Annotated in this window: 12 protein-coding genes; 8 read left to right on the forward strand and 4 right to left on the reverse strand. The window is 72.6% G+C overall.

Features of this window, described 5'->3' with window-relative positions; all coding sequences use genetic code 11:
* The first annotated feature begins 20 nt into the window (after window positions 1-20).
* The 4 genes from AB0D49_RS12495 (at window position 21) to AB0D49_RS12510 (ending at window position 4,520) form a co-directional block, all read left to right on the forward strand.
* A complete protein-coding gene (locus AB0D49_RS12495; protein ID WP_362755173.1) occupies window positions 21-1,160 on the forward strand; it encodes an acyl-CoA dehydrogenase family protein in 1,140 nt (379 codons plus the stop codon).
* A gap of 127 nt (window positions 1,161-1,287) precedes the next feature.
* The gene (locus AB0D49_RS12500; protein WP_362755176.1) at window positions 1,288-2,973 is read left to right on the forward strand and encodes a 4-coumarate--CoA ligase family protein; all 1,686 of its coding nucleotides are present in this window, start codon (window positions 1,288-1,290) and stop codon (window positions 2,971-2,973) included.
* Window positions 2,970-3,704 (forward strand): enoyl-CoA hydratase family protein, encoded by a 735-nt coding sequence (locus tag AB0D49_RS12505; RefSeq protein WP_362755179.1) that lies wholly within the window; start codon window positions 2,970-2,972, stop codon window positions 3,702-3,704. The genes AB0D49_RS12500 and AB0D49_RS12505 overlap by 4 nt, the downstream gene beginning before the upstream one ends.
* Window positions 3,705-3,935: 231 nt before the next feature.
* Window positions 3,936-4,520 (forward strand): TetR/AcrR family transcriptional regulator, encoded by a 585-nt coding sequence (locus AB0D49_RS12510; protein ID WP_362755182.1) that lies wholly within the window; start codon window positions 3,936-3,938, stop codon window positions 4,518-4,520.
* A gap of 329 nt (window positions 4,521-4,849) precedes the next feature.
* On the opposite strand, the gene pdxH is transcribed toward AB0D49_RS12510, so the two are convergent.
* Complete coding sequence (gene pdxH / locus AB0D49_RS12515; protein WP_362755185.1) at window positions 4,850-5,605, reverse strand: pyridoxamine 5'-phosphate oxidase; 756 nt, start codon at window positions 5,603-5,605, stop codon at window positions 4,850-4,852.
* A gap of 329 nt (window positions 5,606-5,934) precedes the next feature.
* On the opposite strand from pdxH, the gene AB0D49_RS12520 reads away from it, so the two are divergent.
* Together AB0D49_RS12520 and AB0D49_RS12525 are read left to right on the forward strand one after the other, a co-directional pair.
* Complete coding sequence (locus AB0D49_RS12520; protein WP_362755188.1) at window positions 5,935-7,035, forward strand: citrate synthase 2; 1,101 nt, start codon at window positions 5,935-5,937, stop codon at window positions 7,033-7,035.
* A gap of 660 nt (window positions 7,036-7,695) precedes the next feature.
* Window positions 7,696-9,177 (forward strand): PAS domain-containing protein, encoded by a 1,482-nt coding sequence (locus AB0D49_RS12525; RefSeq protein ID WP_362755191.1) that lies wholly within the window; start codon window positions 7,696-7,698, stop codon window positions 9,175-9,177.
* An 84-nt stretch (window positions 9,178-9,261) separates the two neighbouring features.
* Here AB0D49_RS12525 and AB0D49_RS12530 read toward each other — a convergent pair whose 3' ends face one another.
* Complete coding sequence (locus tag AB0D49_RS12530; protein ID WP_362755194.1) at window positions 9,262-10,017, reverse strand: SIS domain-containing protein; 756 nt, start codon at window positions 10,015-10,017, stop codon at window positions 9,262-9,264.
* A 248-nt stretch (window positions 10,018-10,265) separates the two neighbouring features.
* Between AB0D49_RS12530 and AB0D49_RS12535 the strand changes: the two genes are divergently transcribed.
* On the forward strand, window positions 10,266-10,958 hold the full coding sequence (locus AB0D49_RS12535; RefSeq protein ID WP_362755197.1) for a metal-dependent transcriptional regulator: 693 nt from the start codon (window positions 10,266-10,268) through the stop codon (window positions 10,956-10,958).
* Window positions 10,959-11,592: 634 nt separating this feature from the next.
* Complete coding sequence (locus AB0D49_RS12540) at window positions 11,593-12,477, forward strand: alpha/beta hydrolase (RefSeq protein ID WP_362755200.1); 885 nt, start codon at window positions 11,593-11,595, stop codon at window positions 12,475-12,477.
* Window positions 12,478-12,880: 403 nt separating this feature from the next.
* Here the strand turns inward: AB0D49_RS12540 and AB0D49_RS12545 are convergent, their stop codons facing one another.
* Together AB0D49_RS12545 and AB0D49_RS12550 are read right to left on the reverse strand one after the other, a co-directional pair.
* On the reverse strand, window positions 12,881-14,497 hold the full coding sequence (locus tag AB0D49_RS12545; protein WP_362755203.1) for a transporter: 1,617 nt from the start codon (window positions 14,495-14,497) through the stop codon (window positions 12,881-12,883).
* Window positions 14,494-15,264 carry an ABC transporter ATP-binding protein gene (locus AB0D49_RS12550; protein WP_362755206.1) on the reverse strand — a complete coding sequence of 257 codons (771 nt, stop codon included), beginning with the start codon at window positions 15,262-15,264 and terminating at the stop codon, window positions 14,494-14,496. Before AB0D49_RS12550 ends, AB0D49_RS12545 begins: the two co-directional genes overlap by 4 nt.
* Window positions 15,265-15,410: the final 146 nt, after the last annotated feature.

Genomic DNA, 15,410 nt, shown 5'->3' on the forward strand with positions numbered 1-15,410 from the left:
CGCACCCGGGAAAGGACCCCATGCCCACCCCCACAGAACCCGCAGAACACACAGCCCTCCGCACCGCCGTAGCAGCCCTCGGCAAAAACCACGGCCCGCACCACAACCGCGAGACCCTCTGGCAGGAAGCCGGAAAACTCGGATACCTCGGCGTCAACCTGCCGGAGGCACACGGTGGGGGCGGCGGCGGAATATCCGAACTCTCCATCGTCCTGGAAGAACTGGGCGCGGCCGGCGCCCCCCTCCTCATGCTGGTCGTCTCCCCGGCGATCTGCGGCACGGTGATCGCCCGCTTCGGCACCGAGACCCAGAAACGCACCTGGCTCCCGGGCCTCGCCGACGGCACGAAGACCATGGCGTTCGGCATCACCGAGCCCGACGCCGGCTCCAACTCCCACCGCATCACCACCACCGCCCGCCGCGACCCCGACAGCGGCGACTGGCTGCTCACCGGCCGGAAGGTCTTCATCTCCGGCGTCGACCTCGCCGACGCCGTACTGATCGTCGGCCGGACGGAGGACTCCCGCACGGGCCGTCTCAAGCCCTGTCTCTTCATCGTCCCGACGGACGCGCCCGGCTTCACCCGCCATGTCATCGACATGGAGATCCAGGCCGCCGAGAAGCAGTTCGAACTCGTCCTGGACGAGGTCCGGCTGCCCGCCGACGCGCTCGTCGGGGACGAGGACGCGGGGCTGCTCCAACTGTTCGCCGGACTCAACCCGGAGCGGATCATGACGGCCGCGTTCGCGATCGGCATGGGCCGGTACGCGCTCGCCAAGGCCGTCGAGTACGCCCGTGAGCGGACCGTCTGGAACGCCCCCATCGGCGCCCACCAGGCCATCGCCCACCCCCTCGCCCAGTCCCACATCGAGCTGGAACTCGCCCGGCTGATGATGCAGAAGGCGGCGGCGCTGTACGACGCGGGCGACGACATGGCGGCGGGCGAGGCGGCGAACATGGCGAAGTACGCGGCCGGTGAGGCATGCGTGAAGGCCGTCGACCAGGCCGTGCACACCCTCGGCGGCAACGGACTGACCAGGGAGTTCGGGCTTGCCAAGCTGATCACGGCGGCGCGGGTGGCCCGGATCGCACCGGTCAGCCGGGAGATGATCCTGAACTTCGTCTCCCACCAGAGCCTGGGCCTGCCCAAGTCGTACTAGAGGTATCGGCCGCACGAACGGTACGAGAGGTATTGGCCGTACGAGAGGTACGGGCCGTACTAGAGGTACTGGACGTACCCGCCGTACCAGCCGTACCAGGGCGTGCCCGCCCGAGAAGGAGCCGTCGATGTTCCGCAGTCAGTACGCCGATGTCCCGCCGATAGAACTGCCCATCCACGAGGCCGTGCTCGGCCGGGCCGCCGCGTTCGGCGACGCGCCCGCCTTGATCGACGGCACCGACGGCACCACCCTCAGCTACGAACAGCTCGACCGCTTCCACCGCCGGGTCGCCGCCGGGCTCGCGGAGGCCGGGGTGCGCCAGGGCGATGTCCTCGCCCTGCACAGCCCGAACACGGTGGCGTTCCCGACCGCGTTCTACGCCGCCACCCGCGCGGGCGCCGCCGTGACGCCCGTGCATCCGCTGGCCACGGCGGAGGAGTTCGCCAAGCAGCTCGCGGACTCCTCGGCCCGCTGGATTGTCACCGTGTCCCCGCTGCTGCCGGTGGCCCGGCGGGCGGCGGAACTCGCGGGCGGGGTACGGGAGATCTTCGTCTGCGACAGCGCGCCCGGCCATCGCTCGCTGATCGACATGCTGGGCTCGACCGCGCCCGAACCGTCCGTCGCCCTCGACCCGGTGACGGACGTGGCCGCCCTGCCGTACTCCTCCGGCACCACCGGACTGCCCAAGGGCGTGATGCTCACCCATCGCCAGATGGCCACCAACCTGGCCCAGCTGACCACCTCCGTGGTGCCGTCAGGACCCGGCGACCGCATCCTCGCCGTGCTGCCGTTCTTCCACATCTACGGACTGACCGCGCTGATGAACGCCCCGCTGCGGCTGGGCGCCACGGTCGTCGTCCTGCCCCGCTTCGACCTGGAGACCTTCCTCGCGGCCATCCAGAACCACCACATCACCGGCCTGTACGTGGCCCCGCCGATCGTCCTCGCCCTCGCCAAGCACCCGAGGGTCGCCGACTACGACCTCTCCTCCCTCCAGTACGTCATCAGCGCCGCCGCACCCCTGGACGCCCGTCTCGCCGCCGCCTGTGCCCAGCGCCTGGGCCTGCCTCCGCTGGGCCAGGCGTACGGCATGACGGAACTCTCGCCGGGCACGCACGTCGTACCGCTGGACGCGATGCGTGAGGCGCCGCCCGGCACGGTCGGCAGGCTCATACCGAGCACCGAGATGCGGATCGTGTCCCTGGACGACCCCGGCCGCGATCTCGGCCCCGGCGAGTCCGGCGAGATCCTGATCCGCGGCCCCCAGGTGATGAAGGGCTATCTCGGCCGGCCCGACGCCACCGCCGCGATGATCGACCCGGACGGCTGGCTGCACACCGGGGACGTCGGCCATGTCGACGACGGAGGCTGGCTGTTCGTCGTCGACCGGGTGAAGGAACTCATCAAGTACAAGGGCTTCCAGGTCGCCCCCGCCGAACTGGAGGCCCTCCTCCTCACCCACCCCGGCATCGCCGACGCGGCCGTCGTCGGTGTCCACGACGAGACCGGCGCCGAGATCCCGCACGCCTATGTGGTGCCCCAGCCGGGCGCCACCGCGCCGACCGAGGGCGAGGTGATGATGTACGTCGCCGAACGGGTCGCCCCCTACAAGCGGGTGCGCGGGGTGACGTTCGTCGAGAGCGTGCCGCGCGCCGCCTCCGGCAAGATCCTCCGCCGCGAGCTGAGAGACCGGAAGGACCAGCGGGGCCCCCAGCGGGACCCAGAGGGCCCCCAACACGACCAACAGGACCAGAACGACCAGCAGGACCGGCAGGACCAGCAGGACCAGAACGACCGGAGGGACCGCCCATGACGCCGCTCGTCCGCACCCGGGAACGGGGCGTCGAGACCCTCGCCCTGGACTCGCCCGGCAACCGCAACGCGCTGTCGGCCACCCTGGTCGCCGCCCTCGCCGACGCGCTCACCGCGTCCGCCGGGGACGACGACGTACGGGCCGTGGTCCTCACCCACACCGGCACCACCTTCAGCGCGGGCGCCGACCTCAAGAACCCGCCCGACCCCGAGGCGCTGGTCGCCCTGTTGCGGGCGATCGTGGAGCTGCCGAAACCGGTCGTCGCCCGGGTCACCGGCCATGTCCGCGCGGGTGGCCTCGGACTGCTCGCCGCCTGTGACATCGCGGTCGCCGCGCACACCGCGAGCTTCGCCTTCACCGAGGTACGGATCGGGGTCGCGCCCGCCGTGATCTCCCTCCCGCTGCTCGGACGCACCGACCCGCGCGCCCTCGCCCGCTACTACCTCACGGGGGAGCGCTTCGACGCCGCCGAGGCCGCCCGGATCGGCCTGGTGACGGCGGCGGGGGACGACGTGGACGCCGTCCTCGCCCCGGTGCTCGACGGGCTGCGGGCGTCCGCGCCCCAGGCCCTGGCGGAGACGAAACGGCTGCTCACGGCTAAGGTGCTGGAGTCCTTCGACCGGGACGCGGAGACCTTGACCGCGCTCTCGGCCCGGCTGTTCGCCTCCCCGCAGGCCCGCGAGGGGATGACGGCCTTCCTGGAACGACGGGAGCCGTCCTGGGTGCGGTGAGAGGGGAACGGAGGACCAGTGGGCGGCACGGAGGTGGGCGGCATGAGCGGCGGCGGGGAACCCGGCGGGGACGGCGGGCGTAGAGGCACGGGCGCCCTGGCGACGGGCGCGGGGACGGCCCAGGGGGCGGCTTCCGCGAGCGCCCAGGGAAGCGCCCCAGGGAGCGCCCCAGGAGGCGCCCCAGGAGGCGCCCCAGGAGGCGCCTCTGGAACGGCCTCCGGGACCGGGACCATGGACCGGGTGCCCAAGCAGGACCGCAGCCGGGTCACCCGGCAACGGCTCCTTGAGGCGGCCGTGGCCTGTCTCGCCGAGCACGGCTGGGCGGGCTCCACGGTCTCCGTCGTCGCCGAGCGCGCCGGGGTCTCGCGCGGTGCCGCCCAGCACCACTTCCCGACCCGCGAGGACCTGTTCACGGCGGCCGTCGAGTACGTCGCCGAGGAACGCTCCCTGGCGCTGCGGGCGCTGTTCCCGGACGGCGCGTCCGGCGACCGCCGCGCCGTGGTCACCGCGCTGGTCGACCTCTACACCGGGCCCCTCTTCCGGGCCGCCCTCCACCTCTGGGTCGCCGCCTCCAACGAGGAGCAGCTCAGCGGCCGGGTGACCGAGCTGGAGGCGCGGGTGGGCCGTGAGACCCACCGCATCGCCGTGGACCTGCTCACCGCCGACGAGTCCCGCCCCGGCGTCCGGGAGACCGTCCAGGGCCTGCTGGACATGGCCCGCGGCCTGGGCCTGGCCAACCTCCTCACCGACGACGGCCCGCGCCGGGAGCGGGTGGTGGCGCAGTGGGGCGAGATCGTGGAACGGGAACTGTCCTGAACGCGACGGGACGCGGCTGAAGCGGCCGGTCTGGGCAGGACGGGGGCCTGTCCGGCTGACCTCGGCTGGACCCGGCCCCGTCCGGCTGACCTCGGCTGGATCGCGCCCCGTCCGGCTGACCTCGGCTCGACCGGGCCCTGTACGGGCAGTCTCGGCCGAACTTGACCCCGGTCCGGCTAACCTCAGCTGGACCTGTCGCCGTCCTGCCGACCCTCGGCTGGACCGCGCCCCGCGCTGGACCGCGCCCCGCGCTGGAGGGCGCCCCGCGCTGGAGGGCGCCCCGCGCTGGAGGGCGCCCCGCGCTGGAGGGCGCCCCGCGCGGGAGGGCGTCAAGGCGCCAGCCGCTCCACCCGCCAGCCGCCGCCCCCCGCGCCCGCTGAGCCCTCCGCGCTCCCCGAGCCCTCCGAGCCCTCCGAGCCCTCCGCGCCCTCCGCGCCCGCCGCAGGTCCCGCCACATACCGCAGCCGGTCATGCAGCCGGTTCTCCCGCCCCTGCCAGAACTCCACCGCGCGCGGGGTCACCCGGAAGCCGCCCCAGTGCGGCGGGACGGGGACCTGCTCGCCCTCGGGATAGCGGGCGGCGAGTTCGGCGTAGGCCGCGTCGAGGGCCGCGCGGTCCTCGACCGGGGCCGACTGGTGGCTGGCCCAGGCGCCGAGCTGGGAGCCGTGCGGCCGGGTGCGGAAGTACGCGGCGGTCTCGTCCCGGCCGGTGCGCCGGGCCTCACCGGTGACGATGACCTGGCGGGCCATCGGATGCCAGGGGAAGAGCAGCGAGACGTGCGGGTTCTCCGTCAGGTCGCGGGCCTTGCGGGAACCGTAGTTGGTGTAGAAGACGAAGCCCTGCTCGTCGAAATGCTTCAGCAGCACCGTCCGGGAGCTGGGGCGGCCCTGGGCGTCGGCCGTGGACACCACCATCGCGTTCGGCTCGAACAGCCCGGCCACGGTCGCCGCCTGCCGGAACCAGCGCGCGAACTGCTCCACCGGCGTCGCCGCCAGCTCGGTCTCGGCCAGGCCCTCGGCCCGGTACTGCCGACGCATCGCCGCGGGATCGAGATCAGGGTCGGTCACGCGGTCATCCTGCCCCATCGCCCACCCCGTCCGAACGGTGTCCTTGGTCACGGCGTGGCACTGAGTGCCGCGTACTCTCCCCAAAGTTGGCACTCGGGGATATCGTTCTGTTGCCGGCCCGGTGGCACGACCGCCGACCGGGCGGGCAGGACCGTCAGACGTGCCGCATGACGTGCCGCCCAGGACCGCGAGTCCCAGAGATGGACCGCGGAGCCGCCGGACGGCCGCTTTCCCGCCCCGCCCCCACCCCTTCCGGGGGCACCCCCAGACCGGCCCAGCTCAGCACGCACCCCGTACCCGAAGCCGTACGTATGTGACCCGTACGTACTCATCCGAGGAGCCGCCTCATGTCCGATTTCGTACCCGGACTCGAAGGAATCGTCGCGTTCGAGACGGAGATCGCCGAACCGGACAAGGAGGGCGGTGCCCTCCGGTACCGCGGGGTCGACATCGAGGACCTGGTCGGCCAGGTCTCCTTCGGCAACGTCTGGGGCCTGCTGGTGGACGGCGCCTTCGACCCCGGGCTCCCGGCCGCCGAGCCGTTCCCCCTGCCCGTGCACTCCGGTGACATCCGGGTCGACGTACAGTCCGCGCTCGCCATGCTCGCCCCCGTGTGGGGCCTGAAGCCGCTGCTCGACATCGACGCCGGCCAGGCCCGCGAGGACCTCGCCCGCGCCGCCGTGATGGCCCTGTCGTACGTCGCCCAGTCGGCCCGTGGCCAGGGCCTGCCCATGGTGCCGCAGCGGGAGATCGACAAGGCGCAGTCGGTCGTCGAGCGGTTCATGATCCGCTGGCGGGGCGAGCCCGACCCGCGCCATGTGGCCGCCGTCGACGCCTACTGGACCTCCGCCGCCGAGCACGGCATGAACGCGTCCACCTTCACCGCCCGGGTCATCGCCTCCACCGGCGCCGATGTGGCCGCGGCCCTCTCCGGCGCGGTCGGCGCCATGTCGGGCCCGCTGCACGGCGGCGCCCCGTCCCGCGTCCTGCACATGATCGAGGAGATCGAACGCACCGGGGACGCCGACGGATACGTCCGCAAGACCCTGGACCAGGGCGAACGCCTGATGGGCTTCGGGCACCGGGTCTACCGCGCCGAGGACCCGCGCGCCCGCGTGCTGCGCCGTACGGCCCGCGAGCTGGGCGCCCCCCGCTTCGAGGTGGCCGAGGCCCTGGAGAAGGCGGCCCTCGCCGAACTGCACAGCCGCCGCCCGGACCGGGTGCTGGCCACGAACGTGGAGTTCTGGGCGGCGATCGTGCTGGACTTCGCGGAGGTCCCGGCGCACATGTTCACGTCGATGTTCAGCTGCGCCCGTACGGCGGGCTGGTCGGCGCACATCCTGGAGCAGAAGCGCACGGGCCGTCTGGTGCGCCCGTCGGCCCGGTACGTCGGCCCCGGCGTCCGCGCCCCCCGGGAGATCGAGGGCTGGGCGGGCATCGCGCCCTGACCCATTCCCGTACGGCACAGATCTGTACGGCACAGATCTGTACGGCAAAGACGCAGACGACCCGCGAGTCGGGTTCCTCCGGAGAGGAGCCGGCCGGACGTTACCGGCGACTCGCGGGTCGGGTGACTGCTGGGATTGGGCCGGCTGCGCGCATCTGTCACGCGCTGGTCCGGCACCGCACTGAGTGTGGTGGCGGGCCGCTAGCCCGCAGTCACCTCACGCGTCCGGTTCTCATACATCTGCCGAACCACCTCCCTTCTCGTGTGCTCGCCACCTTAGGAACCGGATCGACCACCGATCAACTGTTTTTTGTTTTCTCCGTCGGGCCCTGTGGGACGGCCGCGTGATCATCTAGCGTCGGGTGCATGACGGACAGGGCGGGGGCACACGGGGCGGGCGTCGCACGCGCGGGGCTCACTCCACTGGAGGCACGGGCCGGCTGTGGGCCGACCCGCGCCGGACAGGCGTGATGCCATGGGCCCGACGCGATCCACGGGGCCCCCGAGGTCCACGCGACCCGGGGCACCGCTCTCCCGCGTACAACGATTCCCCGCAATCTTGTGGGAACCAGATGTGTGCTGCATCACGTTCGAGTTGAATGATTGCCAGTGAGCGAATCGACGCGCCGTTCGGGCGGACGCCAACGTGCAGGGGGTCGACATGAGTGCTTCCCGGCGTAGTGGGGCCACGGACGAACTCGGTCCGGACGGTCCCGGTGGCCCCGAGGGCTCGGGGTCCGGCTCGGGGCCCGATCCGGGTGCCGGTTCCGGCGGTCCCGAGGGCACCCGTGGCCCCGACCTCCTCGCCGCCCTGCTCGACGGCATGGACGCGGCGCTGTGCGCGTTCGACGCGGACGGGATGATCACCCACTGGAACCGCGAGGCCGAGCGGATTCTCGGCTGGAGCGCCGCCGAGGCGGTCGGCCGGCGCGGACTGGCCGGATGGGCGGTCCGCGCGGCGGACGCCGAGGAGGTCGAGGCCCGGCTGCTGTCCGCCATGCACGCCCCCGGCCGCCAGGTCCACGAGTTCGCGCTGCTGACCAAGGACGGCGGCCGGGTCCTCGTCCGTACCCAGTCCGCCGCCGTGCGCGGACCCGACGGCAAGCCCGCCGGGGTGTACTGCGCCTTCAGCGAGGTGCACGCGCAGATCGACCTGGAGCGGTCCATCGCGCTCAGCGAGGCCCTGTTCGAGGACGCCAGCTGGGGAGTCGTCCTGGTCGACGTCGACCTGCGCCCCGCCGTCGTCAACGGCCACGCCGCCCGCGCCCTCGCCAGCGGCCGTACGAACGTGCTCGGCCGTCCGCTGGGCGAGCTGCTGGCGACCGGCGTGGAGGAGCTGGAGAGCGCGTTCACACACGTCCTGGCGGAAGGGGCGCCGCCCGCGCCCGCCGAGATCTGGGTGACGGTACGCACGCCCGAGGGCGAGCGGCGGCGCTGCTGGCGCAGCGGCTTCCTGCGGCTGGCCTCACCGCTGGCCGAGGAGCCGGTGCCGCTCGGGGTGGGCTGGCTGTTCCAGGACGTCACCGAGTCCAAGCAGAGCGAGCAGGAGGGCGCGCTGCTGCGCTTCCGCACCAATCAGCTGCACCGCGCGGCCCGTGCCGCCGCCGAGTGCGAGGACCCGGCGGAGGCGGCCACCGTCCATCTGGACTTCGCGCTGGCCGGTTTCGCCGACCACGCCCTCATGGACCGGGTGGCGGGCGGCCCGCTCACCGACGGTACGGCGACCCCGGGCCCGGTGCGGCTGGTGCGGGTCGCCGAGACGCCCGCCGGGACGCCGGGCCCCAGCCGGTTCGGCGGCCGGGCGGGGCTGCCCGCGCGGTACGCCCCCGGCCATCCGGCCCTCCAGTGCGTGGAGCGGGCCGGGTCGGTGCGGGCGGGCGCCGGGTCCATACCCGCCGAGCAGGCGCGCGCCTGGGCCCTGTCCCGGCAGTGGCCCGCCGACTCCGTCCACGCCCTGTGCGCGGTCCTGCGCAGCCGGGGCCGCACCCTGGGCGTCGTCACCTTCCTGCGCGGCCCCGGCCGCAACCAGTTCGAACGCACCGACAGCACCTACGCCGAGGACGTGGCCGTCCGCATAGCGACGGCCCTGGACCTCGCCCAGGCGATAGGCCAGGGGGAGGACGGCGACGGGGGCTCCGGCTGAGCCGCGTGCGGGAGACGGCGGGGGAGCGGACGGGAGCCGCCGAGCCCCTCGCCGCCCGCCCGTCCCTCGGCGCCGGCAGAAGATTCAGTGCCGGTAGAAGATCCGGTCCCCGTACTCCCGCATCACCCGTCCGTTCCACTCGTGCCCGCCGTCCACATTGCCCGACCGCAGCATCGGCGGTTCGATGCCGCGGTCGGCGAGCGAGCCGGCGGCGGTGGCCATGACCGCCTGGAGCAGTGCCGAGGTGACCACCGTCGACGCGGGCGCGAACGGCGCCGGGACGCTCTCCAGGGTCAGCTCCGCGTCCCCGATCGGGATCCTCGAGTCGAGCACGATGTCGCAGTGGTCCTTGAGGTACGTCCCCGAGACATGCCGGGACGAGGTCTCCTCGGCGTACACCACCGAGGTCACCCCGATCACCCGCACCCCCAGCGCACGGGCGTTCATGGCCATCTCCACCGGCAGCGCGTTGCGCCCGGACAGCGAGATGATGATCAGTACGTCCCCGGACCGCAGCGGCGAGGAGTCCAGTACGGCGGCGGCCAGACCGTCCACCCGCTCCAGCGCCGAACCGAGTGTGGCGGGCATCACATCGACGCCCACGACCCCCGGTACGGTCAGCAGATTCATCAGGGCCAGCCCGCCCGCGCGATAGACGATGTCCTGCGCGGCGAGCGAGGAGTGACCGGCGCCGAACGCGAACAGCCGCCCGCCCTCGGCGACGGTGTCGGCGAGGAGCGTCCCGGCGGCCGAGACCGCCTCCGCGTCCTCGTCCCGGACCCGTCGCAGCAGGTCGATCGCAGCGTCGAAGTACTGGTCGGCCAGCTTGCCGTCGCTCATGCAGAGCCCCTTCGCTCTCGCAGTGCCTGACCTCGTGTCGCGGATCACCGTGCGGTCTGGACCAACGCGCTGTCAATACGGCGAAGGGCCCGGTGCGCGTACGGTGGTGGCGGTCGCGGGGTCCCCGGAACGGCCCCGTTCCTCCGGCCCGGCACGCTTGTCAGTGGTATGCGTCAGAATTGAGTCCAGGGCCAGCGCACGCTCCGGAGAGCCGTCGAGCCTCCGGCAGATCTCATCGAGGGGCACGTATGTCCGGACTGATCGATACGACGGAGATGTATCTCCGCACCATCCTCGAGCTGGAGGAGGAAGGTGTGGTCCCCATGCGCGCCCGGATCGCCGAGCGCCTCGACCAGAGCGGCCCCACGGTCAGCCAGACGGTGGCGCGGATGGAGCGCGACGGCCTGGTGTCGGTCGCCAGCGACCGCCATCTGGAGCTGACCGACGAGGGCCGCCGCCTGGCCACCCGGGTGATGCGCAAGCACCGCCTCGCCGAATGCCTGCTCGTCGATGTGATCGGCCTGGAGTGGGAGCAGGTGCACGCGGAGGCGTGCCGCTGGGAGCATGTGATGAGCGAGGCGGTGGAGCGCCGCGTGCTGGAGCTGCTGCGCCACCCCACCGAGTCGCCGTACGGTAACCCGATCCCGGGCCTGGAGGAGCTGGGCGAGAAGGACGGCGCCGACCCCTTCCTGGACGAGGGCATGGTCTCGCTGGCCGACCTCGACCCGGGCCTGGAGGGCAAGACGGTCGTGGTCCGCCGGATCGGCGAGCCCATCCAGACGGACGCCCAGCTGATGTACACCCTGCGCCGCGCGGGAGTGCAGCCCGGCTCGGTCGTGAGTGTCACGGAGTCCGCGGGCGGGGTGCTGGTGGGCAGCGGCGGTGAGGCGGCGGAGCTGGTGTCCGACGTCGCGTCGCATGTGTTCGTCGCCAAGCGCTGAGCCCGTCCCAGAGCCCGTCGGAGCCGTCAACCCACCCTCACCGGACGCCAGTTGCCGCCCAGCGGACGGGCCGCGCGGGCGGCTGTTCCATCGTTGCGTCAAATCCTGATCCGGCGGTGCCGAACAGCAGCGCGATGGCCCGTCCCGTGACACGCTGTCGCGTGAGGCATATGACCGGCGGAGGCCGGCAGCGGCCCGCAGGGGGTGGACGGATGTGCCGGGTGTGCGGGGTGTGCCGGATGTGCCGCGGACACACGGAGGCCCCGGCGCCATGCGGCGCCGGGGCCTGTCCTCCCCTGTGTCGACCCGGAGCCCCGAGCTCTCAGGGTCGTTCCCCGCGGACCGGTTTCCCCGAGCGGTCCGCCTCCCGCAGAAGATCTCCCCGAGGCCGCGGCGATCATTCCTGGCGCGGGGTCACTCGTACGAGGGGTGTTCCCGGCGCAAGCGGCGTCTTCGAATGCGTATTCGATAGTGTGCGGGGGGCATCACCCGTGGCACGGTGACGGACATCGGCCCGAAACAGGAGAGCGGTACTACGGCAGGCAGGACGCGGTGAAGGGGACCGCGCCCCTCCGAGGAGATTCCGGCGGAGCGGGCGGACGGGCCGAGCGGAGCTTGGGGGGTACCAGGAGCAATGGCGCGGCGCATCGATGTGAACGGTACGGACGGGGTACGACTGGCGGCCTGGGAGTTCGGCGACCCGCAGAAACCGGTCAGGGGGGACGGCGGAGCCGAAGACGCCCCGGCCGCCGCAGCCTCCCCCGGGGTCCTGTTACTCCATGGACTGATGGGCCGGGCCTCGCACTGGGCCTCCACCGCCCGCTGGCTCTCCGAGCGGCACCGCGCGGTCGCCCTCGACCAGCGGGGACACGGACAGAGCGAGAAGCCGCCAAGGGCCGCGTTCACCCGTGAGGCGTACGTCGAGGACGCCGAGGCGGCGCTGGAGCAGCTCGGACTCGCCCCCGTGGTCCTCGTCGGCCACGCGATGGGAGCGCTCACCGGCTGGCAGCTCGCCGCGCGACGCCCGGATCTGGTGCGCGGGCTGATCATCTGCGACATGCGGGCGTCCGCGCTGGGCGCCGCGTCGCAGCGCGAGTGGGCCGACTGGTTCCGCTCCTGGCCCCTGCCGTTCGCCACGCTCGCCGACGTCCGCAAGTGGTTCGGCGAGGACGACCCCTGGGTGGAGCGCCCGAGCACCGCGCGCGGCGAGTTCTACGCCGAGGTCATGCACGAGTCCGCGGACGGCTGGCGCCCGGTCTTCGACCCGGACCAGATGCTGGAGACCCGCGAGACCTGGGTGTACGACGCCCACTGGGACGACCTGTCCTCCGTCCGCTGCCCCACCCTGGTCGTCCGCGGCCTGGACGGCGAGCTGGGCCGCGCCGAGGCCCAGGAAATGGTCCGCGTCCTCCCCCACGGCGAGTACGCCGAGGTCCCCGACGCCGGCCACCTGGTCCACTACGACCAGCCAGCCGCCTGGCGCACAGCGATCGAACCATTCCTGGACCGCCTGGACTGAAGACCGGAGCGGACACTCGGCGATCCGGGCGGGGCGCGACGCCTTGCTTTCCGGGGCACGGGGCTGCTCGATCCGGGCGGGACCCGACGCCTTGCTTTCTGGGGCACGGGGGCTACTCGATCCGTGCGTGGCCCGAGGCCCTGCTTTCCCGGGCGCGGGGGCTGCTCGACGTGGCTGGGGCGCAGCGCCCTGCGGCCCGGGGACGCGGGCACACCTTCGATCTAGCCGGGGCGCAACGCCCTGCCCTTAGGGGCGCGGGGAACTGCGCGCTCAGCCCCCACCCACCCGCACCTTTCCGCGTGCCTGTGGAGATCGATAGGGGCGCTGGGGGTACCCCCTCTGGGGGAGGAACTGCGCGACCAGCCCCCACCCACCCGCACCCGAAAACCTGGCGGAGCCCCCGTCACCCCTTACTCACCGCACCCAAAATCTCCGGCAGACACCGAGCCACCCGAGGCGCCGCAAGCCGCAACCCCGCCCAGGCAACCCCCACCCCGTACACCGCCCCCACCGGCAACAACACCCAACCCCACGCATCCCCACCCGCAGTCGTCCGCAGCACCACCGTCAACACGATCACCGGCGCACACAGCAACGCCGCCGCCACCATCCCCCCGAAGATCGACATGAACGCCAGCCCGCTCTGCCCAGGGGCCACGTTCTTGTACCCCTCCTGAGGAATCGAGTACGGATACCGCGCCGAACTCCACGCCCCGGTGGCCAGCATCGCCCCCAACAGCGCGAACGACAGCCCCAGAACCTCCGGCAGCCGCTCCCAGTCGCGGAGCAGCACCGTCGTCATCACGGTCACCAGCGTCGCGTACGGCAGCGTGATCACCAGCAGCGCCAGCGCCCGCGCCCGCAGCTCCACATACGCGTCCCGCCGCGACGAAATGGTCAGCGCGACGATCCAGAACGCGGAGGTGTCCTGCCCGAACTGGTTGTACATCTGCACGCCGAGCATCCCGGCCGCGAAACACGCGAAGTACACCGACCCGGTGCCCTGCAACGCGTTGAACACCGGCACGATCAGCCCGATCGCCAGCGACGTCACCCACGCGGCCTTGGTCTTCGGGTCCCGCCAGACATAGCGCAGGCTGCGCTCCATCACCGTCCCGGTCCGCCCGCCCGGCAGCAGCCGTGCGACCCCGGTGTCGCCCCGGTCCCGTACGGACTTCTCGCTCGCCGCCTGGAGCGTGGAGCCGTCCGGCGCGGTCATCAGCCGGTTCAGATGCCGCGCCCAGACGGCGACCGCCACCGCCACCGCCCCGGCGCTCAGCGCGAGCTGGAGCGCGGCCGTGCCGTACGCCCCCCGGCTGACGGAGTCCACCGCGCCGATCGCCGAGGCCGGCGGAATCCAGCGCAGCACCTCGGCCGCCGGATCGAGCTGCCCGAGCCCCGAGCTGCCCAGCCGCTGCACCCCGAAGTTGACGAACTGCGCCCCGACCGCGATCACCAGCCCGCTGAGCACCGCCAGATCGCGGCCCTTGCGGCTGCTCAGCAGCCGGATGTTCGCGGCGGCGACGGCCCGCGCCAGCGCCACGCACACCAGCAGCCCCAGCGCGACCGCGACCACCGCGACGGCGTACGCGGCCGGACCGTGCGCCACCGCGATCACCGAGCCGGTGAACAGCAGCAGCGTGAACACCGGCCCGATCCCGACCAGCGAGGCCACCAGCAGCGCCCGTACCAGCGGCCCGGCCCGCAGCGGCAGCATCACCAGCCGGGTCGGGTCGAGCGTCTCGTCGCCGCTCGGGAAGAACAGCGGCATCACCGCCCAGCCCAGCCCCATCACGGCGGCCAGCAGCACGACCACGGCATCCGCGTGCGCATGTCCGCGCAGCGCGATCAGCCCGAGCAGCTGAAGCGCGGCGAACAGCAGCACCACGACCGCCGACGACACGAACGCGAACCGCCGCCCGCCGGACTGCCGCAGCCCATTGCGCAGCAGCGACAGCTTCAGCCGTACGAAGGTGGAGGTCAGCGTGGCTGGTGAGGTCGGTGAGGTGATCGCGGTCATCGGGCGCCGCCGCCGAGCCAGTCCAGATCGGACCCGGTGTCCCGGGCGCCCGCGCCGACCAGTTCGAGGAACGCCTGCTGGAGCGTCGGGGCGTCGCCGCGCACCTCGGCCAGCGGGCCCCGGGCCCGGATGCGTCCGGCCGCCATCACGGCGACCCAGTCGCACAGCGACTCCACCAGCTCCATCACATGGGAGGAGAAGACGACGGTGGCGCCGGAGGCGGTGTAGCGCTCCAGGACGCCCCGGATGATCTGCGCGGAGACCGGGTCGACCCCCTCGAAGGGCTCGTCCAGGAAGAGCACCTCGGGGTTGTGCAGCAGCGCCGAGGCGAGCCCGATCTTCTTGCGCATCCCGGTCGAGTAGTCCACGACCAGCTTGTGCTGGGCGCCCGCAAGGTCGAGCACGTCCAACAGCTGCGTGGCCCGCTTGTCGACCTCGTCGCCGGGCAGCCCGCGCAGCCGCCCGGTGTAGGCGAGCAGCTCCCGCCCCGACAGCCGCTCGAACAGCCGCAGCCCCTCGGGCAGCACCCCGATCCGCGCCTTGACCTCCACCGGGTCCCGCCAGACGTCATGCCCGACGACCTCGACGGTCCCCTGATCGGGCCGGAGCAGCCCGGTCACCATGGACAGGGTGGTGGTCTTCCCGGCCCCGTTCGGCCCCACCAGCCCGATGAACTTCCCGGCGGGCAGATCGAGATCGATCCCCCCGACGGCGACATGGTCCCCGAACCGCTTCCAGAGACCAGAAATACGCACAGCAGAGGTCATACCCGAAACCTTACGGTGCCGTCAGAGGGCTTTTAGGGGCGCTGGGGGTACCCCCTCTGGGGGAGGAACTGCGCGACCAGACACAACGGACAGAAAGCCGCAAATAGACACCAACCACGCAAACGAAAGGCGACCGCCCACAAACG

Origin of the sequence: Streptomyces sp. NPDC048290 (assembly GCF_040652095.1) — a bacterium.
Classification (GTDB): Bacteria; Actinomycetota; Actinomycetes; order Streptomycetales; family Streptomycetaceae; genus Streptomyces.